This is a genomic window from Myxococcus sp. MxC21-1 (assembly GCF_032612255.1).
GTDB classification, from domain to species: Bacteria; Myxococcota; Myxococcia; order Myxococcales; family Myxococcaceae; genus Myxococcus; species Myxococcus virescens.
Genome location: NZ_CP123278.1, coordinates 969584 through 993064 on the forward strand (window position 1 = coordinate 969584; position 23481 = coordinate 993064).

At 69.2% G+C, this 23481-nt stretch carries 23 protein-coding genes and 1 pseudogene; 10 read left to right on the forward strand and 14 right to left on the reverse strand.

All coding sequences use genetic code 11. The features are described 5' to 3' along the window. Positions 1-181: 181 nt before the first annotated feature. Positions 182-1111, forward strand: coding sequence for an LA_2272 family surface repeat-containing protein (locus QEG98_RS04700; protein WP_316565896.1), 930 nt, complete (start codon positions 182-184; stop codon positions 1109-1111). 27 nt (positions 1112-1138) lie between these two features. On the opposite strand, the gene QEG98_RS04705 is transcribed toward QEG98_RS04700, so the two are convergent. Then, positions 1139-1912, reverse strand: a complete 774-nt coding sequence (locus tag QEG98_RS04705) for an alpha/beta hydrolase (protein ID WP_316565897.1) — start codon at positions 1910-1912, stop codon at positions 1139-1141. A 65-nt stretch (positions 1913-1977) separates the two neighbouring features. On the opposite strand from QEG98_RS04705, the gene QEG98_RS04710 reads away from it, so the two are divergent. Beyond that, entirely contained in the window at positions 1978-2589 is a 612-nt protein-coding gene (locus QEG98_RS04710; RefSeq protein WP_410477950.1) for a nuclear transport factor 2 family protein, read from the forward strand. Positions 2590-2594: 5 nt separating this feature from the next. On the opposite strand, the pseudogene QEG98_RS41640 reads toward QEG98_RS04710, so the two are convergent. Continuing rightward, positions 2595-3940 (reverse strand): annotated as a pseudogene (locus tag QEG98_RS41640) (erythromycin esterase family protein). A gap of 611 nt (positions 3941-4551) precedes the next feature. Here QEG98_RS41640 and QEG98_RS04725 point away from each other — a divergent pair. From QEG98_RS04725 to QEG98_RS04740, 4 genes are all read left to right on the forward strand, one after another. Further along, positions 4552-5808 carry a M6 family metalloprotease domain-containing protein gene (locus QEG98_RS04725; RefSeq protein ID WP_316565900.1) on the forward strand — a complete coding sequence of 419 codons (1257 nt, stop codon included), beginning with the start codon at positions 4552-4554 and terminating at the stop codon, positions 5806-5808. Further along, a complete protein-coding gene (locus QEG98_RS04730) occupies positions 5805-6551 on the forward strand; it encodes a hypothetical protein (RefSeq protein ID WP_316565901.1) in 747 nt (248 codons plus the stop codon). Before QEG98_RS04725 ends, QEG98_RS04730 begins: the two co-directional genes overlap by 4 nt. 303 nt (positions 6552-6854) lie before the next feature. Continuing rightward, positions 6855-7904 carry a saccharopine dehydrogenase gene (locus QEG98_RS04735; protein ID WP_316565902.1) on the forward strand — a complete coding sequence of 350 codons (1050 nt, stop codon included), beginning with the start codon at positions 6855-6857 and terminating at the stop codon, positions 7902-7904. Continuing rightward, on the forward strand, positions 7904-8566 hold the full coding sequence (locus QEG98_RS04740) for a TetR/AcrR family transcriptional regulator (protein ID WP_171444902.1): 663 nt from the start codon (positions 7904-7906) through the stop codon (positions 8564-8566). The genes QEG98_RS04735 and QEG98_RS04740 overlap by 1 nt, the downstream gene beginning before the upstream one ends. On the opposite strand, the gene QEG98_RS04745 is transcribed toward QEG98_RS04740, so the two are convergent. After that, positions 8561-8935 carry a PilZ domain-containing protein gene (locus tag QEG98_RS04745; RefSeq protein ID WP_316565903.1) on the reverse strand — a complete coding sequence of 125 codons (375 nt, stop codon included), beginning with the start codon at positions 8933-8935 and terminating at the stop codon, positions 8561-8563. The genes QEG98_RS04740 and QEG98_RS04745 overlap by 6 nt on opposite strands. 392 nt (positions 8936-9327) lie before the next feature. On the opposite strand from QEG98_RS04745, the gene QEG98_RS04750 reads away from it, so the two are divergent. Beyond that, on the forward strand, positions 9328-10146 hold the full coding sequence (locus QEG98_RS04750; protein WP_316565904.1) for a hypothetical protein: 819 nt from the start codon (positions 9328-9330) through the stop codon (positions 10144-10146). 65 nt (positions 10147-10211) lie between these two features. Here the strand turns inward: QEG98_RS04750 and QEG98_RS04755 are convergent, their stop codons facing one another. The 6 genes from QEG98_RS04755 to QEG98_RS04780 all read right to left on the reverse strand — a co-directional run bounded on the left by QEG98_RS04755 (position 10212) and on the right by QEG98_RS04780 (position 17047). After that, on the reverse strand, positions 10212-11054 hold the full coding sequence (locus QEG98_RS04755) for a formyltransferase family protein (protein WP_316565905.1): 843 nt from the start codon (positions 11052-11054) through the stop codon (positions 10212-10214). Between the two features lie 2 nt (positions 11055-11056). Continuing rightward, positions 11057-12250, reverse strand: coding sequence for a GNAT family N-acetyltransferase (locus QEG98_RS04760; RefSeq protein ID WP_316565906.1), 1194 nt, complete (start codon positions 12248-12250; stop codon positions 11057-11059). Further along, positions 12247-13515, reverse strand: a complete 1269-nt coding sequence (locus QEG98_RS04765) for a GNAT family N-acetyltransferase (protein WP_316565907.1) — start codon at positions 13513-13515, stop codon at positions 12247-12249. Before QEG98_RS04765 ends, QEG98_RS04760 begins: the two co-directional genes overlap by 4 nt. A 44-nt stretch (positions 13516-13559) precedes the next feature. Beyond that, on the reverse strand, positions 13560-14840 hold the full coding sequence (locus QEG98_RS04770; protein ID WP_316565908.1) for a sterol desaturase family protein: 1281 nt from the start codon (positions 14838-14840) through the stop codon (positions 13560-13562). Between the two features lie 40 nt (positions 14841-14880). After that, positions 14881-16185 carry an aminotransferase class I/II-fold pyridoxal phosphate-dependent enzyme gene (locus tag QEG98_RS04775; RefSeq protein WP_316565909.1) on the reverse strand — a complete coding sequence of 435 codons (1305 nt, stop codon included), beginning with the start codon at positions 16183-16185 and terminating at the stop codon, positions 14881-14883. Between the two features lie 451 nt (positions 16186-16636). Continuing rightward, the gene (locus tag QEG98_RS04780; RefSeq protein ID WP_316565910.1) at positions 16637-17047 is read right to left on the reverse strand and encodes a hypothetical protein; all 411 of its coding nucleotides are present in this window, start codon (positions 17045-17047) and stop codon (positions 16637-16639) included. 217 nt (positions 17048-17264) lie between these two features. On the opposite strand from QEG98_RS04780, the gene QEG98_RS04785 reads away from it, so the two are divergent. After that, positions 17265-18689: a hypothetical protein gene (locus QEG98_RS04785; RefSeq protein ID WP_316565911.1), complete on the forward strand. Its 1425-nt coding sequence runs from the start codon at positions 17265-17267 to the stop codon at positions 18687-18689. After that, positions 18689-19708 carry a hypothetical protein gene (locus QEG98_RS04790; RefSeq protein WP_316565912.1) on the forward strand — a complete coding sequence of 340 codons (1020 nt, stop codon included), beginning with the start codon at positions 18689-18691 and terminating at the stop codon, positions 19706-19708. Before QEG98_RS04785 ends, QEG98_RS04790 begins: the two co-directional genes overlap by 1 nt. Positions 19709-19730: 22 nt before the next feature. Here the strand turns inward: QEG98_RS04790 and QEG98_RS04795 are convergent, their stop codons facing one another. The 4 genes from QEG98_RS04795 to QEG98_RS41650 all read right to left on the reverse strand — a co-directional run bounded on the left by QEG98_RS04795 (position 19731) and on the right by QEG98_RS41650 (position 21996). Continuing rightward, entirely contained in the window at positions 19731-20717 is a 987-nt protein-coding gene (locus QEG98_RS04795; RefSeq protein WP_316565913.1) for a zinc-dependent alcohol dehydrogenase family protein, read from the reverse strand. Between the two features lie 331 nt (positions 20718-21048). Beyond that, positions 21049-21654, reverse strand: a complete 606-nt coding sequence (locus QEG98_RS04800) for an IS66 family transposase (RefSeq protein WP_316565914.1) — start codon at positions 21652-21654, stop codon at positions 21049-21051. Further along, complete coding sequence (locus QEG98_RS41645; protein ID WP_410478056.1) at positions 21612-21743, reverse strand: hypothetical protein; 132 nt, start codon at positions 21741-21743, stop codon at positions 21612-21614. The genes QEG98_RS04800 and QEG98_RS41645 overlap by 43 nt, the downstream gene beginning before the upstream one ends. 61 nt (positions 21744-21804) lie before the next feature. Continuing rightward, positions 21805-21996, reverse strand: a complete 192-nt coding sequence (locus QEG98_RS41650; RefSeq protein ID WP_410477952.1) for an IS66 family transposase zinc-finger binding domain-containing protein — start codon at positions 21994-21996, stop codon at positions 21805-21807. 484 nt (positions 21997-22480) lie between these two features. On the opposite strand from QEG98_RS41650, the gene QEG98_RS04805 reads away from it, so the two are divergent. Continuing rightward, a complete protein-coding gene (locus tag QEG98_RS04805) occupies positions 22481-22843 on the forward strand; it encodes a hypothetical protein (protein WP_316565915.1) in 363 nt (120 codons plus the stop codon). 67 nt (positions 22844-22910) lie between these two features. Here the strand turns inward: QEG98_RS04805 and QEG98_RS04810 are convergent, their stop codons facing one another. Further along, positions 22911-23477 (reverse strand): imm11 family protein, encoded by a 567-nt coding sequence (locus QEG98_RS04810; protein ID WP_316565916.1) that lies wholly within the window; start codon positions 23475-23477, stop codon positions 22911-22913. Positions 23478-23481: the final 4 nt, after the last annotated feature.

The window sequence follows — 23481 nt, forward strand, 5'->3', positions numbered from 1 at the left end:
TCGTTCCCATGACACTCACGCGCACGGCGGCGCGAGGCGGGACGGACATGCGGGCCGAGGCCCTGTCCACCGGCGAGCCGGTCGTCCTCGGCGACATGCCCTCCGTGCCCTTCAACCTGTCGCTGGTGCCGCCGCTGGCCACCACCTCGCTGTGGGGAGGCGGCGGGCGCAACCACCGGCGGTGGGTGTGCTGGGCGTGCGCTCGATGCAGCTTCAGGGGGTGGGCGTGTCCGCAGGCGTGGGGTGGGTGGACGGGACGGTGGAGGGGTTCCAGGTGTCGGGCGTGGCGAACGTGGCGGGCGGGGAGATTTTCGGTCTCCAGACGGCGTTCGGCGGCAACCTCGCCTTCGGTGGCGGGACGGGCGGGCAGGTGTCCGCCGTCTTCAACATGGTCGAGCGGGACTTCACGGGCTTCCAGGTGAGCACCACGGCGAACCGCGCGGCGGCGCGCCTCCGTGGCGTGCAGGCGGCCGTGGGCATCAACCTGGCGGAGCAACTCGCCGGCGCGCAGGTGGGCCTCATCAACATCTCCGGGGACGTCGCGGGCGCGCAGGTGGGGCTCATCAACGTGGCGGCCGAGGTGCGCGGCGTGCAGCTGGGGTTCATCAACATCGCGGATGACGTGTCGGTGCCCATCGGCTTCTTGAGCATCGTGCGCAAGGGGCGCTTCGTGCTGGAACTCTCCGCCGACGACGTCATGCCCCTGTCGGTGGGCATCAAGTATGGGAGCCGGACCGTCTATGTGCTGGCCACCACGGGCGTGGGGATTGGCGAGGACTCGCTGCGGACCTTCCTCAACATGGGCCTGGGCGTGCACGTCCCGCTGGATGCGGCGGACCGCTATTCGCTGGACGTGGACCTGTCGTACGGCAGCTGGCAGCCGAACTTCTATGGTTCGGGGCCCAAGAACACGCTGTTCCGGATGCGCGCCACACTGGGGTGGGAGCTCAAGCGGCGCTTTGCGCTCTTCGGCGGTGTGTCCCTCAACGCGTACGACCCGTCGTCCCAGGACGAGGACCGCGACGTGAGCTGGCTGCCGCAGTGGAAGCTGGGCCGCGGCCCCGGCGGCGTCCGGATGTGGCCCGGCCTTCTGCTGGGGGTGCGCATCTGAGGCGCATCCTCCAGGTTCAGCCGTCGCTCAGCGCAGCCACGCCAACACCGCCTGCGGCGCGTCCACGTGGACGAAGTGCCCGGCCTCCGGCAGCGTCTCCACCGGGCATCCCGCGGCCACCAGACGCTCCACGTCCGCGTCGCTCACATACTTCGAGCGGCCACCCCGAAGGCATCGCATCGGCGGCCCGTCCTTGCGCTCCACCGCTGTCCACAGGTCCGTGTCATTCACGCGGGAGTGCAGGCCCGCCAGTGCCTGCCGGTCGAAGCGCCAGCGCACGCCGCTCTCCACCGTCACCAGGTTCATCAGCAGCCAGTCCGCCAGCGGCTCCGACAAGCCACGGCCCGTGAGCTCCGCGCGCATCGCCCGGCGGTTCTCCGCCTGGGCCGGTGCCTGGAGCAGGATGCCCAGCACCTTGCCACTCTCCGACAAGTCTCCCGGGACAGGCCCCGGTGCGATGTCCAGAAGGGCCACGCTCCGGACGGCCTCCGGGACATTGAGGCTCGCCGCGAGCGTCACCCTCCCTCCCAGCGAATGCCCCACCCAGTCGAACGGACCCTGGAACCCCTGCGCACGCGCCGTGTCCACCACGTCCCGGGCCATGCTGTAGAGGTCCGAGTTCGCCGGCAGGGCAGGGGACGTCCCGTGCCCGGTGAGGTCCGGCAGGAGGATGCGCCGGCTCGGGTCCGCCGCGCTCCACGCCGCCGCCAGCGAGCGCAGATTGCGCCCCGTGCCCAGGAAGCCGTGCAGCATCACCGTGGGCACATCGCCCTCACCCACCAGGAAACTCTCGAGGACCATGCGATTCGCGCCTTTCTCGCCGCCCCGTTCGCCTTGACGCGGGGCGGGCCGTGCCGCTTCATACCTTGAACGCCCCGCCTGACGAGGTCTTCCGCGTGCCCACCGTTTCCTTGCTCCTCTTCGTGCTCGCCTCCGCTCCCGCGAACACGGCCCCCGCCGACCCGAAGGCAGCCATCACCGCCGTGCTGGATGATTGGCACCAGGCCGCCGCCGTCGCGGACGAGGCGCGTTACTTCGGCCACTTCACCGACGACGCGGTGTACCTGGGCACCGACGCGACCGAGCGTTGGACCCGTGACGAATTCCGCGCCTGGGCGAAGCCGTACTTCTCCAAGGGCAAGGCCTGGAACTTCAAGGCGACGTCACGCCACATCTTCCTCTCGAAGGATGGCGCGGTGGCCTGGTTCGACGAGGCGTTGGACACGCCCAACCTGGGCCCCAGCCGCGGCAGCGGCGTGCTGGTGAAGGACGCTGGCACCTGGAAGATTGCCCAGTACAACCTCTCCATCCCCATCCCCAACGACGTGCTGCCGGAGGTGAAGCGGCGCATCGAGCGGCACCTGGCCCGGGGCCAGAAGACGCCCGGGAAGTCCTCCACCTGGAAGGCGCCGCCGGCGAAGGTGCCCTCGCCGCAGACGCCGCCCATCAAGGAGCGGGCGCCCGCTCAGGCGAACTAGCCTCCTCACAACCCGAAGGGATACGTGTCGGGCGCGTCCTCCTCCCCGTGCCCGGCATCCGAGTCCAACGGGCGCAATGCCCGCGTCTCGTCGTAGTGCAGCACCGCGTCGAACTGCGCGGGCAGGTTCGCGTGGAAGTAGTGGCTCCACCGCTCGGTGCGCGGCGCGTACACCACGCCGATGGCGCGCTCCAGGCGGCGCTCGTGCAGGCCACCCGCCGCTTCGCCCAGCTCGGCCATGCGCAGCAGGAACGCGGGCATGCCCACGTCGTGGAACAGGCGCTCGTAGCTGCCGGACATGGCGGGCTGGATGCGGCGTCGCAGGCCGGGCTCGTCCCATTCGTGCGCGGCGATGACCACGCCCGTGTATGTGGTGAAGCCCACGTTGTAGGTGGCCGCGCCGTGCCGTTCGCGCAGGAGCTGGCCCACGTTGAGCTCCCCTGGTCACCCAGCTGCGTGGCGCGGGCATCACCCAGGTGGGAGTTGTGCGCCCAGATGACCAACCGGGCCGGTGGACCGCTGCGCGACAGGTGCGCCGCGAGCGCGTCCACCGTGTCCGCCATGTGCGTGTCACGCAGGTTCCAGCCTTCGTGCCGACCCGCATACACGGCGCGGTAGTACGCCTCCGCGTTGGCGACGAGCCGGGCGTTCTGCTCGGCGTGGAAGCGGGCGTCCGCGTCCTCGGGCCCTCGAGTCCTCCGCCGCTGCAACTCCACGAACTGGGCCCAGACCTGCTCCTCGCACGAGTCCGCCTGCCCCGACGTGGTGGACTGGCCATAGACGTGGGGCTCGGGGCCGAAGTGGTCGAAGCAGGCGTAGCGCTCGCGGGCCCGCTGCGCGGCATCCGGGTCCACCGTGTCCAGCCAGGCCACCACCTCCCGCATGGAGTCGTGAAGGCTGTACAGGTCCATGCCGTAGAAGCCCGCACGCTGCTCCGGCGGCACCGTGGCGTTGTGGGCGCGCATCCAGGTGACCAGCTCCTCCATCTCCCGGTTGCGCCACATCCACCGCGGGAATCGCTGGAAGTTGCCCAGGGCGCCAGCGGCCGTCGCGTCCTGCCCGTTACCCCGCACGAACGCGTCGACACGGAGGGCGGCCGGCCAGTCGGCCTCCACCACCAGCGCGCGGAAGCCCTGCTCGGCGATGAGGCGGCGGGTGAGGGTGGCGCGTGCCTGGTAGAACTCGTGTGTCCCGTGTGTGGCCTCGCCTAGCAGGACGAGCCGCGCATCACCGATGCTCTCGATGAGCGGGTCCAGGTCCGAAGCGCGGCCCGACACGGGGAGCGCGGCGGCTCGGATGCCCTCCAGCAGGGCGGCCGACACCTCCGGGGCGTCCTCCTCCATTGAACCCATGCCTCACAAAGTGGGGCGGTCCTGGCGGAGTGCCCATCGTGCCTTTCCCTCAGCCCGGGCGGCGGACGGGTAGGCACCCCCTCCATTGCATTCACGTGGCCGCGTGCCAGCGCCCCATCGGGCCCCCAGCCCCAGGCAGGCATCGCAGTCCAGGGCCGGTCCTCACGAAGGCGATGGCTCGGGCACCGGTGTCCCTGGACGGCGCGTCGTCCGCCCAGCCCGTGGTGGCGAAGGCGGGGCGCGACGACCCCGACAAGAAGACCCTCAAGGTGGAGCCGGCGTCACCCCGGGGCCGTTGGGCGTCTCGGTGCGCCACCACATCGAAGCCAGCGTGCGCCGCTGGACCTGGGCATCCCGCCCGGGCGCTGAGCGCAGCCGCCGCTCCGTGAGCGATCAGACCTCGCTCGCGAGCGAACCGCGCCGCGTCTCCAATCCGTTCCGCGTGAATTCCTCGTGGCTTCGTCGGGGATGCGTTGCGCGACTGAATCGCCCCGTGCACAAGGCGCGCGGCGACCCGTTCCGGGCCGCCGTTCTCCGGAGGGGAAATGTCCCGCACGTGGAGCATGGTATCGGCCGTATGGCTCGTGGCCTGTAGCGCGCAGGTTTCCGACGTGGATGAAGCGCAGGACGGGGCGCCACCACACGAAACGGTGAGCCGCCAGGAGTCATGGGAGGGGGAACTGGAGGTCGTGGTGGTGGACCCGCCCTCGCCCGCCGCGTCGTGGGAAGAGTACTTCGTGAAGCAGGGGAACCAGCACCGCCAGGTGCGCTTCGAACACGGCGCGCCGCCGGGGCTGCGCAGCGGGCTCCAGGTGAAGGTGCGTGGGCGCGAGCAGGGCGGCCAGCTCATCGCCCAGGGCGTGGACGTGGACACCCATGCCGCGTCCTCGCTGAGCACGGCGAGCGCGTGTGGCGTCAGCGGCGTGCAGCGCAGCCTGGTCATCATGACGGAGTTCCCCGGCATGGCCCGGCCCGGCCTCACCCCGCAGGCGGTCCACGACGTGTTCTTCTCCACGACGCGCCGTTCCCTGGCGGATTACTGGAGCGAGGTGTCCGAGGGCCGCACCACCACCACGGGCGACGTGGTGAGCGGGTACACGCTGGACCGCGCCTATTCGTGCAGTGAAGGCGCGGCCATGCGTGAGGCCGCGGTGCGGGCGGCGGACGCGGACGTGGACTTCACGCAGTACGACCGCATCTTCATCGTCCACCCACGCCCAGAGGCGGGCTGTTCCTACGCCGGTCAGGCCACGGTGTCCTGTGGGCAGGTGCAGACGGCGGACGGTACCGTGACGGCCTCCACGTCGTGGCTCGTGGCGGAGTCCATGATGGTCCATGACAGTGCCGTGGAGTTGGTGACGCACGAGGCGGGGCACAACCTCACGTTGGGCCATGCGAGCTCGCGCGACTTCGGCGCGGAGGCCCTGGGCCTGCCGGGGGCGACGGGAGTCATCGACGAGTACGGGGATGTCTTCTCGACGATGGGGCGGTGGAACCTGGGCCACTACGCGGCGCCGCAGAAGGCACGCATCGGCTGGCTGGATGCGTCCGCCGTGGCCGAAGTGGACGGCGTGGACGGCACCTTCACCCTCGCGCCCGTGGTCGCGTCGGGCGGCCTGAAGGCCCTCAAGGTGCGGCGGCGGCCTGGGAGCAATGACTGGCTGTGGTTGGAGTACCGCCAGCCCGTGGGGGCTATGAGGCGACGCTGGCGCCGCAGGTGTTCGGCGGCGCGCTCGTGCACTACGCGGATGCGACGACGCAGGGTGGCTCGCACCTGCTCGACTTCACGCCGCAGACGGCGTCGTGGACGGACCCGGCCCTGCTTCCGGGCACGACGTGGGACGACCCCTACAGCACCCTCTCCGTGACTGTGAACGCGGCGACGTCCGCGGGCCTCGTCGTGAGCATCGCGCACCGTCAATCCGCGTGCGTCCGCGCACCCCACGAGGTGCAGGTGACGTCCTTCGCCCCCACGTCTTGGCCCGGAGGCCGGCCGGAGTTCGAGGTCGTTCTCGTCAACCACGACTCGCCTACGTGTTCGCCGTCCACCTTCCAGGTCTCCGCCCTGCTTCCGCAGGGGTGGGGCTCCGACCGGCTGCCCGCGCAAGTCACTGTCGCCGCGTCCGCCTCGTTGTCATTGGGCCTCCAGGCGTACACGCCCTACAGCGTGGCGCCCGGCACGTACGCCGTGGGCCTGGCAGCCACGCGAGACGGCCACACGGTGCAGGGCACGGCGGACATCGACATCGTCGAGCGTTGTGTCACCGCGTCGCCTACCGTCACGCTGTCACCGCAGACGGTGACGGCAGCGCCGGGAACGGATGTCACCTGGACGGTGAACGTCACCAACAATGACTCCGCGTCGTGTGATTGGGTCTGGTACGACTTCTATTCCAACCTGCCGTCGGCCTGGGACACCGCCTTTTCCGACTGGGGTGTGAACCTGCCGCCGGGTGGCGCCTTCACTTTCACGATGACGAAGTCCATTCCACGGGAGGCGAGCGGCGGCAGCCACACGGTGGACCTGGACATCTACAAGGACGAGTACGGCCTCGTGTGGCACGGCACCACCACCGTGAATGTGGCCGAGCCGCTGACGCGCTCAAGGTGATGTTGCGAGTCCGCTCGCGGCGGTTCATCACCATCGCGAGCGGATGTGTGACTTCAGGATGCCCGGGCGCCAGTGCGCTGCCGCCACGCGCGAGGATGCGCTCGGCCACTGCGTCCACGCTCCAGTCGGGGCGGAGCACGACGCCAGGGACGTGGGCTCCCCGGCCACGCGGCCAGGACGATTGTCGTGAAAATATAGGTCAATTGACCTAATAAAGCTCCAGGCAGCGTGGATGGCCCACGCCGGGCGGGTGGAGCGCGCAATGGTGGCTGAGGACAGTGTCGTTCTGGTGGGGGCTACGGCGTGGTGGGGACGTGGCTCGCGCAGTTGCTGCGGGAGCGGCATCCGGACCTTCCGCTGGTCATCGCTGGCCGCCGTCGCGAGCCCGCGGAGGCGTTGGCCCGGCGGCTGGGGAACGCGGAGGCCGCGGTGTTGGATGTGACGGCGCCCGACCCGCTGGCGTGCCTGTCCGGACGGCCCAGGGCCGTGGTGTCGCTGGTCAATGACCCGGACGACGCGGTGCTGCGCTCGGCGGTCCGGGACGGCGTGGCGGTGCTCGACATCACCCGCTGGACGTCGCGTGTGAAGTCGGCGGTGCTGCGGCTGTCGGGGACGCCCCCACGGGCACCCGTCCTGCTCAGCTCCGCGTGGATGGCGGGACTGGTGCCCAGGCTCGTCGCGGGCGCGTCGGAGCGGGTGGGAGGCGTCGAGCGCGTCGACGTGGGCATCCGCTTCGCCCTGGCGGACCAGGCGGGTCCGGACTCGGTGGAGTACATGGACCGGCTGGGGATGGCCTTCGACATCACGGAGGGAGGGAAGGAGCGGCAGGTGTTGCCGCTGACGGACGGCCGCCGGGTGATGTTCCCGGATGGGCGGCCCACGCGTGTCTTCCGGCTCGACACGCCCGAGCAGGCCACGCTGCCGCTGGTGCTGGGCGCGCGCACGGTGTCGACGCGGCTGGGGTTCGATTCGGGCACCGTCACCTGGATGCTCGCGGCGCTCCAGCAAGTGGGGCTGCTCCGGCTGCTCCAGCATCCCCGCCTGACGTCCGTGCGGCGAGCGCTGATGGCCAGCAGCGGCATGGGCGGTGAGGCGGCGTGGGTGGCGGACGTGGAAGGCCCTCGCGGGGCGCTGCGCATCGAGGTGGTGGATCCGAAGGGACAGGCCCACCTCACGGCCGTGGGCGCGGTGCTGGGGACGGAGCGATTGCTGGGATGGGATGGCGCGCCGCCTCCCGCCGCGGGCGTATGGTTCCCGGAGCACGACGCGCGTCCGGAGCAGGCCCTGGCCGCCCTGCGCGGGTGCGGCGTCCAGGTCCGGTTCGACGAACAACCGCGCCGGGAGGCGGCCTGATGCCACGCGCCACGCGGGGGAAGCTGCCGTCGTCGAAGCCTCGCGAGGGGACCGCCGTCCACGCCAAGGGGACCGAGCGCGTGGCGTCCATCCTCGATGCGGCCACCGACACACTGGTGGAGGAGGGCCATTCGGGGCTCACGCTGCGCCGGGTGGCTCAGCGGGCGGGGCTCAGCGTGGGCAACCTCCAGTACTACTTCCCCGCGAAGCAGGACGTGGTGCGGGCGCTGCTCGCGCGCTATCTGGAAGCCGCCAGCCAACGGGTGCATGCGCGGGTGGAGGAAGGCGGCCGTGCGCCGGTGGAGCGGCTTCGTCGCGCGGTGGAGGCCCTGCTGGAGGACCAGGAGTCACCGCGCCATTGCCAGCTCTTCGCGGAGCTGTGGGCGCTCGCCGCACGGGATGAGATGGTCGCGGACGCGCTCGCCGTGTTCTACGCGGGCTTCCGGGCGGGCGTCGTGGCGTTGCTGCGTGAACTGGCGCCCGGGCTCAGCCCGTCACGCCTGGAGCGTCGCGCGGCGCTGGTGGTCGCATTCCTGGAGGGGCTGTCGCTCTTCAGAGGCGGCGGCGCGCTCCGGAGGGCCTCGGTGCCAGGGTTGGAGCAGGAGCTGCGGGCCGTGTTGGAGGAAGCCCTGGCGGGCGTCCCCGCCGCCGGGAAGCTATGAGCCGGCCGGGCCGCCATCGTCATCCACGACGAGCACCGACTTGAGCTTGTCCATGGCCAGCGGCGGTACGTCCGTGAAGGCCAGGCCGACTTCAAAGCGCGCCACCGCGTCCTTGGGAAGCTTGCGCGTCCAGGCCACACGCGCTTTGCACTCCAGCGAAGTGCCGTCGCGCAGGAACAGGTCCAGCTCCAACTCGGAGTCTTGGGTGTACTGCTCGTCGGAGTAGATGCGGACGCCCCCCAGGCTGGCGTCCAGCACCTGCTGCTTGTCCACGCGCCTCAGTCGCGCGGGCCGGGCATAGAGCGGCGCCTCGAGCCGAGGAAAGCGACGACGATCCGTGGGGGATTCATTCACGCTGGCGCTGTTCATGTTCCAGCCTCCTCCGGGGGGGAAGTCCGGCCGGGCTCCCGGGCGACGGTGACGAAGCATAGGGGATATGGCGGGTTGGTACGAAATCTCAGGACCCAGCCAGCCCGCAGTGCACACACCCGAAAGGGGTCTCGTTCGACCCGTGCCCCGGGCTTCATGAAGCCGCATGAATGGCGCTTCATGGCTGCCTGGGGTGTAACAGGCTCGCCACAGGAGCCGGGTTTCTGTGACGCCGCGCGCTACGTCAGGTGCTCGCGAGCGGGGTGGCCGGTGAGCCCTCACCGAGCGACGGCGCCGTCCGCCACGCGCTGGCGCGCTGGGTGCAAACGCGGCTTCCGGGTCTTCACCGGAGACCCGGCAGTCGTCATCCCCCAACGAGAGGTTTTTCATCCATGAGCATCAAGCTGACGGGCCGCCTGATGGCGGCAGCACTCCTGAGTCTGACGGCCGCGGGTTGCCAGGGCGAGGAGTCGCAGCCTGCCGAGGCTGACGCGCTTTCGGCCCAGGAAGCCCCTGTGAAGCAGCAGTGCGTTGAGACCTCCGCCGGCATCACGAACTGCGCCACGGGCAACGCGAAGCTCGAGCGCACGGAGAAGGGCCTCAACGTCACCGGCCTGGAGAAGGCCGCCAACGACGGCGTCTCCAGCAACTTCGCCGCCGCGACGCAGTGGGAGCAGAAGGCCGTCTTCGAGGACGTCGCCAAGGCCGGACAGGGCTTCGCCCTGGCGGCGCGTGATGGCGACCAGGTGGTCAGCACCCTCCAGGTCGGCATCGGCCGTGAGCCGGGCCAGGTGACGTTCCATCCGCAGTTCACCGGCACGCCGGGCGGTTCGACCTACAGCGTGTACGTGTACAACGGCGGTCAGTTCCAGGGCCGGCACATCAACCGCGGCCTCTGGTTCCCGATGGACGCGTCCTGGTACGACATCCACATCCGCTTCACGCCCATCCACATCGGCTTCCGCAACCACATGACCTTCGGGTTCAATGACCCCATCCCCTCGGGCGCCTGCGTGTGGTCCTTCCGCAGCGCGACGCCGGGAGCCTTCACGTTCAACTTCGACGGCCGCGAGGTCAGCGGCGACCACGTCGAGTTCGTCGAGGAGCTGGGTGATGGCCACTACCCGTACACCAGCTTCTCGGCCATTGACCTGACGGCCGCCGCGAGCGCGCTGACCATCCACAGCGAGTCCGTCAGCCGCGGCAAGTAGTCCGCGGTCCGAAGCACCCACGCCGGGCGGGAGCTTCTCCCGTCCGGCGTGTCGTTTCCGCCGCGTCATGCCGCCAGCACGTCCTCGAAGGCGAGGAGGCGACGGAAGTCCGACGCCCGCCAGAAGGTGTTCCCCTGGGCGTGGAAGCGGCGCAGCTCCTCCCGTTCCGGCCAGGAGCGGTAGGGATATCGCGCCCGGCTCACGTCGATGGGGCGCGCGTCCGGCGTCTCTCCGCGCTCCAACGCCTCCATGTGCCGCTCGAGCAGGGCAATGCCCGCGGCGGTCGCCTTCGCCGTCAGCGCCAGGTGGGAATCGGCGGCCGAGCGGGTGAACGCGCTCTGGGCCAGCACGTCGCCCGCGTCGATGCGCGCGGTGGTGCGGTGGAGGGTCGTTCCAATCTCAGACACGCCGTTCAGCATGGCCTGGAAGACAGAGTCCACGCCGCGGAACTCCGGCAGCAGTGATGGATGGATGTTCAAACAGCCATGGCGCGGCAGGCTGAGCAGCGGCTCCCGGATGATTTGGTCGCACATGCTGGTGAGGAACAGCTCCACCCCGTGCCGCTCGAGCTCGCTCACCGTGGCCGCTCCGGAGAAGTCATCACTGATGACCAGCGGAATGCCATACGCCTGGGAGAGCGCCTGGAAGCGCATCAACCCCGAGGCGGGAATGCTGAAGGGCAGCGAGCCACTCAGCCCGGCGAGCACGTTGTAGCCGGTGAAGCACGGGCCAAACTGCTTCAGGAAGACAGGCAGCACCTGGGCCGGGGTGTAGCGCTTCTTCTGGAAGCGCAGGCCCCCCGCGGACAGGAGGATGCACGCGGGCTTCAGCCCTGCTCGCCGCACCAGGGTGTTGGCGAAGTACAGGGACATGACGGAGGGAATGCAGCCGTAGGCGAAGCGGAGCATGGTCAGGCGGCCTGGTCAGTGGGGGGCTGCGAGTCGTCGTCGAAGGTGGAGACGCGGAACTTCCGCCGCTCCTGCGGCTGCTTCTCGCTCAGCAGCGCGGGCAGCAGGGGATTGAGCAGGGGCCGCAGCCACGCGGACTGGATGCGGGCGGCCATCGTCATGCCCTCCAGCTCCGCGCCCACCGTCTGCTTCACGAAGTAGCTGGTGAGGCCCAGGTCCACCACGCGGCATCCCGTGCGGGCCGCGTGCTCGATTTCCTTCCACATCATCAGGTAGTAGGCCGGCGTGCCTTCCGTCCGGGCGTAGTCCATGCCGATGCAGAAGGGGTTGTTGATGCCGCCCCCGGTTCCCGTGAGGATGAAGGCAATCAGGTGCCCGGCCGAGTCGCGCAGCGTGAGGAAGCTGCTGGTGGTGGGCATCCGCTCCGCGATGGTCTCGAAGAAGGCCCGAGGGAATGGGTTGCGCTTGAACTCCGACGCGCCCTCGTGGACCTGGAGGTAGAGCGGGTAGCACTCGTCGATGAGGGGGCGGAAGTCCCGCACCCGCTCCACCTGGAAGCCCAGCGCCTCCGCGTCCTTCAGCTTCTTGCGCAGGTTCTGCCGCGACTTCTTCTTCAGCCGCTGGAAGTGGGCCTCGCTGCTCAGCCCGTCCAGCGTCACCATGGCCATGGGGTGGTTGGCCACCTGCTTGAAGCCCCGCTGGAGGAACCACGACTCCAGGCGCACGTCCTCGGGCAGGGCCTCCATGAAGTCGCGCACCAGCAGCAGCGCGGCGTTGCCACACACCTCGTCGCAAGCGGCGAGCAGCGCCCGCGCGAAGTCATGCTCGGAAACGCGCTGCGCGTCGTACCACCAGTGCCGCTCCGCCGTTTCGAAGGTGCCCACCATGCCCAGGCCCAGCGACAGGAAGCCGGGCAGCACCTTGCGCACGCCCTGGGCAAGCGTGCCCACCTGCTCCGGCAGCAGCAGGCTCAAGTCCAGGCGCTCCTCGGTGATGACCGCCAGTCCGACGACGTCCGCGCCTTGCGACACGATGAGGTAGCCGAACTTCCGCTCCGGGAACGAGGCCTCCAGGCAGGAGAGGAACGCGGCGCTCTTGAAGGGGTGGCCCCGCGCCACCTTGTCGTCCCACAGCGCCTGGGGCACGTCCCGGATGCGAGGCACGACTTTCGTGGTGATGCCCGCCTTCGCCGTCATTCGTCGCCCTCCGCGTCCAGCCGCTCGAAGTGGATGCCATGGCGGGCCAGGCCGTCGTCGTTCTCCTTCATGTCCCGGAACACGCGCTGCGAGCGAGGCAGGGGCGTGGGCGGGAAGAGCTCCGCGCCGAAGCGCTTCAGCAACGTGTCCAGCACCGGGTGGGTGTGGTGCACGGCCAGGTACAGCCGGTCCACCACCGCGCCGATGCTGGCCTTCACCGCGTAGCTCGTCTGTCCCAGCTGCACCACCGACTTGCCCTGGGACTCCAGCACCTCCACGATTTTGTAGATGCTGTTGAAGTACAGCGCGCCCTCGTCGCGGAGGCGGTAGTCCAGGCCCAGGTAGATGGGGTGGACCCACTCCGCGTCCTTGAGGAACAGCTCGAAGGACACCAGCTGTTCGCCCTTGAAGCACAGGAGCGCGAAGACGCGGTCGCCCAGGCGCTGGGGCAGCTGGGCGAAGAAGTCCACGCTGAGCGTCTCGAAGCGAATCTTCGAGCGGTTGAGGACCTGCAGGTACAGCGGGTGCATCTGCGCGGCGTAGCGTGAGAAGTCGGAGACGGTCTCCCAGCGCATGCCCGCCTCCTGGATGCGGGCCATGCGGTTGTTCATCAGGGAGCGGTACTTCTTGCGCAGCCGGTCCTTGAAGGTGCTCTTCCCGGGCTCGCCCAGGTACAGGTAGGTGGTGGCCGCGCTCTCCACGAAGTGGAAGCGCGGGGACAGCACGTCCTTCACCTCGGGCAGCTTCTGGGAGGTGAACTCCTTCATGAAGACCAGGCCCAGCTTCAGGTGCCGGGCGCGGGCAATCACCTCGCGGGAGATGGCGCGCAGCACGTCGTCACGCCGCGCCTTCGGCAGGTCCGTGCGGATGCCCAGCAAGTCCTTGCAGATGGCGATGGGCGTGCCGATGACGAACGCATTCAGGAAGAGGAAGTCCGGGAACGCGCGGCGGACCTGGGACACCACCTTGTTGACGTTCTCCGGGGCGATGACCGTCAGCGACATCCGGAAGCGGAAGCAGGGGACGATGGCCACCACCGCGCCCTCGTTCCGGAGGACCAGGTAGTGGAACCGCACGTCCTCGATGCTGGCGGCCTCGGTGGCCTGGTGCAGCTCGAAGGACTGCATCACGTCGGTGGGTGGGAAGCAGGTGTGCCAGTCCTCCCGGCCGATGTCGTTGATGGAGCCGACCCAACGCACGTCGAGGGGGCGCGGGAAGGTGTGGAAGGCGGGAGCGCTTCCGGTGACGGGTGCGGACGCGGTCATGTCTTTCGGGTGGGTTGGGGACGTCGAAACAGGGGGCGGGGCTTTCAGGCGGCCAGGGCGCCAGAGCCTCGCGTGGAGGTGTCAGCGCCTTCGTGGAACGCGGCGCGGAAGCGCAGCAGCCACGCGGCGCTGAGGACGGGGTGGAGCAGGATGGGGAGCGCGCTGACCAGCGGCACGCCCTCCATCAGCGCCAGGGCGGGACCCAGCAGCGCGATACCCGCCAGCCGCGCGAACTCCTGCCGCCACGCGAAGGCGCGCGAGTCCATCAGCGCGCCCAGGCTCCAGGTACCGAAGAGGACCAGCCCCAGCGTCACGGCGCGGGCCACGAGGCTGAGCGTGTCCAGGTACCACGCCAGCAGCAGGATGCTGGCCGCCAGGCTGAAGAACTGTGTCACGCAGTAGGCGGTGACGGGCAGGGGCAGGCGTGGGTCGTACTTCTCGAAGGTGGCGGACGGGCCGCCATCCGGGGGGCCGCTGAAGCGCTCCTGGCGCAGCGACGGCGGGTTCCAGTCCGGCCCCTTGATGAAGCACAGCGCCTTGTCGGCCAGCCGCGCGCAGGCGGCGGACTTCTGGAACAGCTCCACGAAGTAGTGGAAGTGCGCGGTGAGGGGGTTCCACGAGCGCAGGCTGCTGCGCAGGCCGTAGACGGGAGGCTGGTCCTTCAGCTCCGGCTGGTAGGTGCGGAACAGCAGGTCCCAGACGACGAGGATGTTGCCGTAGTTCTTGTCGATGTACGGCGTGTTGCGGCTGTGGTGGACGCGGTGCTGGGAGGGCGTGACGAGCACGTACTCCAGCCAGCCCAGCGGCGGCACGTAGGTGTTGTGGATGGCGTACTGGAAGAGGAGCTGGATGCCGGTGATGCCCAGGAACACCTCCGGCGCGATGCCCAGCAGCGCCATGGGCACGAAGAAGGGCCACGTGGTCAGCTCACCCAGCGCGCTCTGCCGCACCGCGAGGCCGAAGTTCATGTCCTCGCCGGAGTGGTGGGCGACGTGGACGCCCCACATCCACGCCATGGTGTGGTGCATCCGGTGCGCCCAGTAATAGAAGAAGTCGTAGGCGAAGAAGGCCACCACCCACGTCCACGCGGAGTCCTTCGCCAGGCTGAAGAGGGCGTGGTGCTTGTAGACGTAGCCGTAGAAGACGAAGGTGGCGCCCGCGATGACCACGCTGCCCAGGACGGTGAGCAGGCTCATCGTCACGTTGGTGAGCAGGTCATTGAGCCGGTAGGCCGGCTTGCGCCGCACGAGCCCCACCACCAGCTCGATGAGGATGGGAGCGAGGAACACGGGCAGGCCGTAGAGGAGCTGTTCCTTGAGGTCCATGGCGGGTCTTCCAGTGGCGTGGGTGGCGTGGGGCGCCGGCTCAGGAGCCGGTCTGCTGGAGCGGCGGCGCGTCCTGGAGGTTGAGTTTGCGGCTGCATCGGTCCAGCGCGTCCAGGAAGCGGTCCAGGTCCGCCTGGGTGAGGTTGGCGCTGACGTTGATGCGCAGGCGCGTGCGGTTCTTGCTCACGGCGGGGTAGCCCACCGGGTTGACGTAGATGCCCTCCAGGTGGAGCAGCCGCGTCAGCTCGAACGTCTTCTCGTAGGCGGGCATCAGGATGGGGATGATGGGGGACTCGCTGTTCATGCAGTCCAGGCCCATGGAGCGGATGCCGGCGCGCAGGTGGTTTTCGTTGTGGTGCAGCCGCTCCTGGAGCTCGGGCTGCTCCTGGAGGATGCGGATGCCCTCCAGCAGGCCCGCGGCGATGGGCGGCGGCAGCGAGGCGGAGAAGATGTAGCCGTTGGAGCCGAAGCGCAGCAGGTCGATGGTGGCCTTGGAACCGGCGGCGAACCCGCCGATGCCCGGCAGGCCCTTGCTGAGGCTGCCGGTGAGCACGTCCACCTGTGACTGGAGCCCGAAGTAGGCCGGGGTGCCACGGCCGTTGGGGCCCATGGCGGCGGTGGCGTGCGCGTCATCCACGAGGATGAAGGCGTTGTAGCTCTCCGCCAGCGCGACGATGCCCGGCAGGTCCGCCACGTCGCCGTCCATGCTGAAGACGCCGTCGGTGATGATGAACTTGCGCTGCTCGTACGGCAGCTTCTTCAGCGTGGACTCGATGCTGCGCAGGCTCTTGTGCCGGTAGGTGCGGATGTCCGCGCCGGACAGCTTCAGCCCGTCGATGATGGACTGGTGGTTGAGCATGTCCGACAGCACTACGTCGCCCTCGCCACACAGCGCGGACAGCACGGACAGGTTCGCCGCGTAGCCGCTGCTGTAGGTGACGCAGTCCTCGAAGCCCAGGAACTCCGCCAGCGCGCGCTCCAGCTCCAGGTGCAGCTCACACGTCCCGTTGAGCAGACGCACGCCGCTGACCGTCGTCCCGTAGCGGCGCAGCGCCGCCTCCGCCGCGGCCACCACGCGTGGGTGCCCGTTCAGCCCGGAGTAGTTGTAGGAGCCGAAGTGGAGGACGTCCCGAGGCCCCTCCGCGTTCAGCCTCACATCCCGGCGCGTCGGACTGAAGCTGACGCGCGCCTCCCGGCCTGGCATCCCGTGAAACACCCGCCCAATGACGTCACAGTGATGGTTGTCCACGTAGTAATGGACCGCCTTCTCGACTTCCTGGAGCCGGGCGGAGCCCACGGCGAGATTGCGGTTCTTCTCGGGAAAGGCATTGCGGGTTGGGTCCATGACGGTGGCTTCCTGGTGCGCGTCTGGCGGGCACTTCCGTCCGCCGGACAGACGCGTCCCACCCTCCGCGCCACTCGAGCCGCGGATACGAGCGTACGAATCCTGACCGGCGGCCCGGAAGGAGGGGGCCGCTGTTCGTGGAGAGGTCTCCAGCGCAGTTGTGACGATGTGTGGGTTCTGGGCAGCCACGCCGCTGAGCATTCCTGAGGATGCTCGATACGGTCCCCCATTCGTGGCGAATCACAAATATCGAGCAATGGACAGCGTGTCAATGGATAGCCAGATTTTTACGTAAATAGCGGATTCACTACCTGAGCCATCCTTCAACTTCCTTCGGCGCGCTCAACCCATGGCGTGTGCCGGGAGCGTCTGGCGCGAAGAAAGGAGGAGCGGGCGCGTCGAGCGTGCCCGTTCCTGGGACTTCCATGCGTCAGTCAGGTCTCGGGAGGGGCTACGGGTCTTCGACGGGGACGGTGCACGTCCACTGGCCGTTGTGCATGCACTGGCAGTTGCCGGTGGGCATGTCTTCGATGCAGCACTTCCGCGTGGAGCCGCTGGGGGAGCATGCGAGGCCGAGGACGTTCACGCACGCCTCTCGCGACAGGCTGCAGTCGAGCGGCGGCGGGGGCGTGGTGGGGCAGTACTGGTAGTTGCCGTCACACTGGACGTAGTGGTTGTTGGACCCGGAGCAGGTCGTTCCCCAACAGGAGAGCGACGGGCCCGTCGTACATTCCGTCGAGCAGGAGACGAGGGCGCTCGACTCCTGGCCCAGCTCCTCCTGTGGCTCCACGGCTTCAACGCCGCCACAGGCCACCAGGGTCGATACGGCGAGCGCCGCCAGGACAGCAAAGGTCTGCTTCATGGGGTGTTTCTCCTTGGGTGAGAGCTACTGGTTGCAACGGATGGAGTGAGCGCCGCCCAGGTCCGCGCGGAGGTTGAGAGGAATTGAAACATTTTGCGTTACAGCTGCGCCATGGCATGGCGAATGATTCGCGGGTGCCGTGTGGCTTTGCCGCATCATTGCGTCGCGACGGTTGAGGGGTGGGGCGCAGTGGCCCCAGTCGGTGTAGAGAAGACGCATGCATCCCCCGCTAGAGAATGGTGCCCGCCGAGGGGCGCAGGTCCGCTGCCCTGCCTGCACGCGCTTCCACGAGCCGGGTCTCCTGTGCCCTCGGTGCGACTGCGGCCCGGTTCCTCCGGAGCGGTATGGCGCCGCGCGGATGCTCGTGCACGCGGGGGTGGACCGGTATGCGCTGGCGGACCGGGTGTCGCTCCTCCCCACCTCCATGGTGGAGCGGTTGGAGTCGCGCTACGCGAGGATGTGGGCCTATGTGCGGCGCCTGCTCGTCGGCGTGCGGCGCTACGAGCAGGCGTTGTTTCTTCAGGGCTTCGAGGAGGCGGTCGAGGACCGGTGGGCCCAGCGGCTTCCCTGGCATGTGCCCGAGGAGGAGCCCGCCGTCGAGTTGGAGGAGGGGGTGCATACCGCCGTTCCCGCGCTGGAGCCGCGGTGGCTCGCCGCGTTGGTGGACGTCCACGAAGGGACGCCTTCGCACGAAGCGCTCGACATGGTGCTGACGTGTCTGGAGGATGACGGCCGATTCGGCTGCGAGGCGGCGCTGGCGCTCACCCGGTGGCGGGTGTGGCCACGCGCGCACGGGGCCCGGGTGGCCACCGAGCGCATCGCGCGGCTCGCTCGCGCCGCCTTCGCCCGGTTTCCGGAGCAGGGGACGCGCGCCGCCGTGGCGTGGATGCGGGCCACCGGGCAGGCGCCAGACGCGGACCTGTTGCTCGCGCTGCGTGAGGGCCTGAACCATCCGGACGCGGACCTGCGCTTCGAATGCGCGCTCTGCTTGCAGGACGAGGACAGCCTCCTCGCGGCCGTGGAGTCCACGGACCTGGCGCGGGCCGAGGAGGCGCGTCGAGCATTGGCGTCGCGGGGCTCCGTGAGGTTGCTGGAGCGGATGGCGTCGCGGGGAGACGCGGACTTCGCGCTCGATGTGTTGCGGCGGTTGCCCGCGCAGGCGCCTCCGGGGGCGCTGAGTGCGTTGCTCGCCGTGTCGGACCGGGTGGAGGGGGACTGGCGGAGGCGCTGCATGGCTGGGCCCATGGCCGGCCTTTCGCGGGGTTGCCGCCGGAGGAACGGGCGTTGTGGGTGGATTGGGCGCTCGCGCGGCTGGCGCGGCTCTCCGCGGCGGATGCGCTTCGTTTCCTCGAGTGGGCCGCCGCCGCGCGGGACGCGGACCGCATGGAGGAGACGCGCGCCTTCGTCTCCGCGGTGTCCGAGTCCCTTGCGCGAGAGCCACCATCGCTTCGCGCCAGCCGCTTCCAGGACGCGGCCTTCTTCCGGTTCCTCACGCTCGCTGGCGAGGAGGATGCACTCCGGTTGCACGCGTGGAGTCGTGAGGCGCCGTGCACGGAGCCGTTGCTGGAGGCGGTGTTGTCATTGCCCTCACGGCTGCGGTGGGGCGATACGCTCGCTCCCGGCCAGGGCGCGCGTTTGTTGATGGCGCTCTGGACGGGGGAGGGCCGCGAATGCCTGCTGGCGCCGCTGGCGAAGGTGGTGCGCGGGTGGAATGGCGACAGTCAGCAGGCCGTGTTCATCGACGCCGTGTGGCAGCGCTTCCAGCAGCACCCGGACGAGCGCACAGACTTGTTGGCCACCTTCACGCCGTGGAGGGCGGCACTCTGGGAACGGCAGCAGGCGGCGGAGCCCGACGCGGTGGTGTGCTTCCAGACGTGGTGGCCGGCGGAGGACCCGGAGCAACTGCCGGAGCGTGTGGATGCGCTGCTCCGTGAGTCGCCCCCGGAGGACCTGTCGCGCCGCCTCGAACCGGTGTGGAAGGCGGCGGAGCTTCGGGTGGATGCGTCACCGCGTGCCACCTCGCTCGCGGTGTCATACGCGGCGGCGGTGTTGTCGGGGACTGTGAGGCGAGACGTCGACGCGCTCGTCCCGGACGCGGAGCGCTTCCTGGCCTGGTTCCCCAGCTTCCGGGAGCGTGTCGTCGCCGCGTCACCTGCGTCGAGCGAGCGGAGCCACTCTCGCGATTTCCTGAAGGACATCGAGGTCGATGTCCGGTTGATTCGGGAGCACCTCGAGCGGAAGCGGCAGCGGGAGGACCAGGAGCGCGAGGCGGAGCTCCGGCGCATGGTGGAGGCGTCCCGCCAGCGGGACCTGGCGCGCCAGCGGGAGTTGATGGCACGTCAGGTGGACGCGCCACCGCTCACGCACGGCGTGGAGGTTGCGCCGCTGCTCACGTCGCTGGTGCTGCTGAATCCGCGCGGGCCGGTGCAGCCGCTCGACCTGGAGGTGTGCTTCCCGGAGGCCCGGCTGCGCACGCTGCTGGACTACACGCGGCTGTTGAAGGTCATGAGCGTGAACAACGACGTGATGGCGGTGTTCGAGGCGCACGGCCTGTCGGTGGCCACCTGGACGTCGGAGGCCACCGCGTGGGGGAAGCTGCTGGTGCGGCGCCCGGAGCTGACCCTGCGCTTCGGGGAGTTGTTCCAGGGGCCTTGGGGCTGACGGAGCGGCGTCGCTCCGCGCCTCAGAGTGGGCCGTTGGGCGTGAGGAGCACCTTGCCGGCGCGCCCACCTTCCATGGCGCGCGTCAGGGCCTCCTGGATGGACTCCAGGGGGAAGGTTCCCTCGACCGGAACGTGGAGCGTGCCCTCCGCCACCTGCTTCGCGAGCCGGGCGAAGAGGGCGCCCTGCTCCTCGCGCGGCGTCTTCTTCATCCACGTCACCAGCCAGAAGCCGCGCAGGGTGATGTCCTTGAAGATGGTGGCGGCGGCTGACAACCGAGGGCCCTTTCCGCTCATCACGCCATAGTTCACCACCACGCCGCCGCGCGCGAGCGCGTCACCCAGGCGCCGGGTGGACTCACCGCCGACGGCGTCGATGGCCAGCCGGACCTTGGCGCCGCCCGTCACCTCGCGCACGCGCTCCGGCAGTTCATCCGAGTCCAGCAGCACGGCATCCGCGCCCAGCGCGGTGAGCTCCGGCGCCAGTTCTTCACGCCGCACGACGTTCAGCGTCTTGAAGCCTGCCTGCTTCGCCAGGGTGATGATGGAGCGGCCCACCGCCGAGTTGGCGGCGTTCTGTATCACCCACTCGCCGGGCTGCAGCGCGACGAAGTCCCGCAGCAGCAGGTCCGCGGTCGGAGGATTGATGAACAGCATGGCGGCCTGCCGCAGGTCGGTTCCTGGCGGCACCCGCAGGAGCGAGTCCGCGGGAGCGACCAATTGGGTGCACCAGGTGCCCGCGCCCAGCGGGAGGAATACGACGTCACCCGTCTTCACGGCGCTGGAGTCCTGGACCTCGACGACGCGGCCGACACCTTCGTTGCCGGGCACCGCGGGGAGCTTCGGGAGCTGTCCGTACTGGCCGCTGAGCGTGAGGAGGTCGGAGGGATTGATGGGCGTGGCCAGCACTTCAACCCGGGCCTCACCCGGCTTCAGCGCCACGTCCGGCTGCTCCACGACTTCCACCACTTTCAGTGGCTGTCCGAAGGCTGAGAACCGCACTGCTTTCATGGGACGCTCCATGCTTCGTGTAGGCGTGTGGGTCGCACCCTAGCGGCCTTCGAGGGGCGCGCCGAGCATCCAAGCAGTCGCCGTGCCCCACCGCCGCGTCCGTCCAGGGCGCACGCCTGTCCACCGCTGGACGCGGGCTCCGCGTGGGCGGGGACAGGCGGACAGACGGGGCTCGCCAGTCGCGTCCACGCTGCCCATCTTCCGCGTCCCGATAATCAGCTGAACGTGGTGTTGGTCGATAGTCTCCTGTGTTGGGAAGTCGGGCGTTGTGGTGCCGGTTCATCTTCGCCACGCCCGAAGCAGGCGCAACGGTGCCGTGACACGGCAGCATTCACTGCCCATGACGGTTTCGGGGCGGGGAAGAGCCGGACTCTTCAGCCCGGGCGATCAGCCCCAGTTTGTCCGCGAAGCGGGTGAGGGCCTCCCACTGCTTCAGCGCGTAGGAGATGGCCTGCCCCAGCGAGCTCTTGGGCGGGTGTCGAGGCGCCTGCGCCTCCAGCCAGGTACGCAGTCGCGCGAGGATGGGGGCGCTGCGTAACTGATGCAGCTCGCGGTGGACGGCGGTGCGCACAACGTCCGCCTCACGTGCCTGAGCCTCCACGTGGTAGAGCTCGAGGATGAAGTCCAAGGCCTCACGCGCCTCGGCTGCGGTGGCCAGCGCGTCGAAAAAGCGGCGTTGGCTGTGCGCCCAGCATCCGACGCGTACCCGGCCCGTTGGCATCGTCACCACGTTGTAGCCGGTGTACGCATTCACCACGAGGGCGCCCGAGGTGCCGTCCAGCACTTGCTTGGGCGCCTTGCTGGCCCGCCCTAGTCTGAAGCGGTAGCCAATGAGCCACTGGCCTTCTTCATTCCGGGTGAGGAACGTCCAGAGGTAGCCAAGCCGCGTCTTCTTCACGTCCAGCACGCGCAGCGGCGTCTCGTCGGCCCACACCACGTCCGCCGAGGAAATTCATTGCAAGAGGTGCTGTGACTCATGGGCACGCCGCTTCTCTCCACCTGCTGGGCTAGCCGGTGCATCGGCATGGCGTCGGCGCACTTCGACGTCACCACGTGGGTCAGGAAGCCGGAGCCGTACTCTCCCTATTCACCACCCTGGCCCCGGAGGCGGGGCGGTGACGACGCCCTGGCCACACGTGCACGCCAGGACTTCCTGCACGTGTACCTGCCTCTCGAAGCGCGCGGGAATGTGCTCGTGCACCACGGAGGTGTGGCCCTGGCCCAGCGGCCTCAAGTCCTCGCCGCCGCACGCCGGACAAAGGCGCTCCTCGGCTGGCACCGCGTGGCGAATCTCTCGCGCTGGGGGCCTCCTCCGCCTTCCGGGCGGCCCGCTCCCTGCGTTTCTTTTTCGCCGCTTCTTCCCGGGCCGCCTTCGACTCCGCCTCGGACGCGGCCACCGTGGGCAGCTTCTCCGCCCTGCGGCCGAAGACGTGGCGCTCCAACGCCGCCATCTTCTCCTCCAGCGAAGTCAGGCGCTCCTTGAGGTCCTCCGCTTCCTCGCGCCAGGGGCAAAGTGGTCCTGAGGTAGCTCGCGCGGCCCCCAGCTTCAACACGCCGCACCGCGTCCCGGGCCGGGCGCGTCAGGTACCTGTGCGCCCGGGGGGCCAGGCGGGCTGGTGCCTCACCTGGGCCACGTCAATGCCGTCCAGCAGCATTGCCAGTTGCGTGGCGTCCAGGTGCACCACCTGCGCACCCGCGTCCACCGGTGCTAAGAGATGAAGGATTCACTGTCGGCAAGGCAGCGCGTGCGGGTCCGGCGTGCCGTGAGGCGGGCCCTGCTCGCCGGAAGCCCACCCCAGGTGGCGGATGCCATCTGGCGCGCGGCGGCCTACACGCAGGCGGACCTGGAGGCGTTGACGGAGCCGCTTCCGCAGGGACTGGGCTTGGTGCTGCGCAGGCTCCTCCAGCCCCGGCCGGACGCCCGTTACCAGACGGCGCGGGAGCTGGCGACGGACCTTCGCCGCTGGCTTGGAGAGGGCGATGCCTATGGCCAGGAGGAAGCGGCGGCGGAGCTGCACGACATGGCAAAGCGGGCCCACGAAGTGATGCTTGAGCTGTGCATGCGGCGCCCCCGTGGCCTCCAGGCGTCTGGGGAGGCGGTCAGCACGAACGAGCCATGCGGGTGACATCAGGACCCCAACACCTCTGCATCCAGGTGCTTCAGACAGCAGGGGTGTGGGGCGGTCGCACGAGCTACACCGGCGTGAACTTCACACCGGTGGCCTTCACACGCTCCAGTGCCTGTTTGATGTCCTCGGAGACGATGAGGGCCAGAGGCCAGCCCTCCGTGCGGAATACCTTGGTGTCACCTGTCCTCTTGGCGTCGATGCGCAGGTTGTCGACGGCGTAATACCGGCCCACCTTCTCGGGCAGCCCATCCTCCGGCATCCAGAACTGCACTTCGGACGCTTTCTCATCGATACAGCGGACGAGCTGCGTGACCACGAAGAGCAGGTACTGGTCCGGGTAGCCCTGGATATCTACGGGAATGAGCTGCACGTCGTCAGGGGCAAGCTCCGTGAAGACCTCCGCGACCCTGACGTGGATGATGGGAACGCTCAGGGCCGTCAGCGTGAAATCCAGCGGCTTGCCCACATGCTGGATAGGGATCTTCAGATGCCCCTCCACATGGACCGGACGACCCTCATTGAAGCTTCTCGGATCGTCCACCTCGCATCCATGTTGGTCCATAGGGTCATCCAGATGCCAACGGCCTGGAACCTGGACATCCTCCTTCAACCTGAAGAAGCGCTGGGTCATGGCG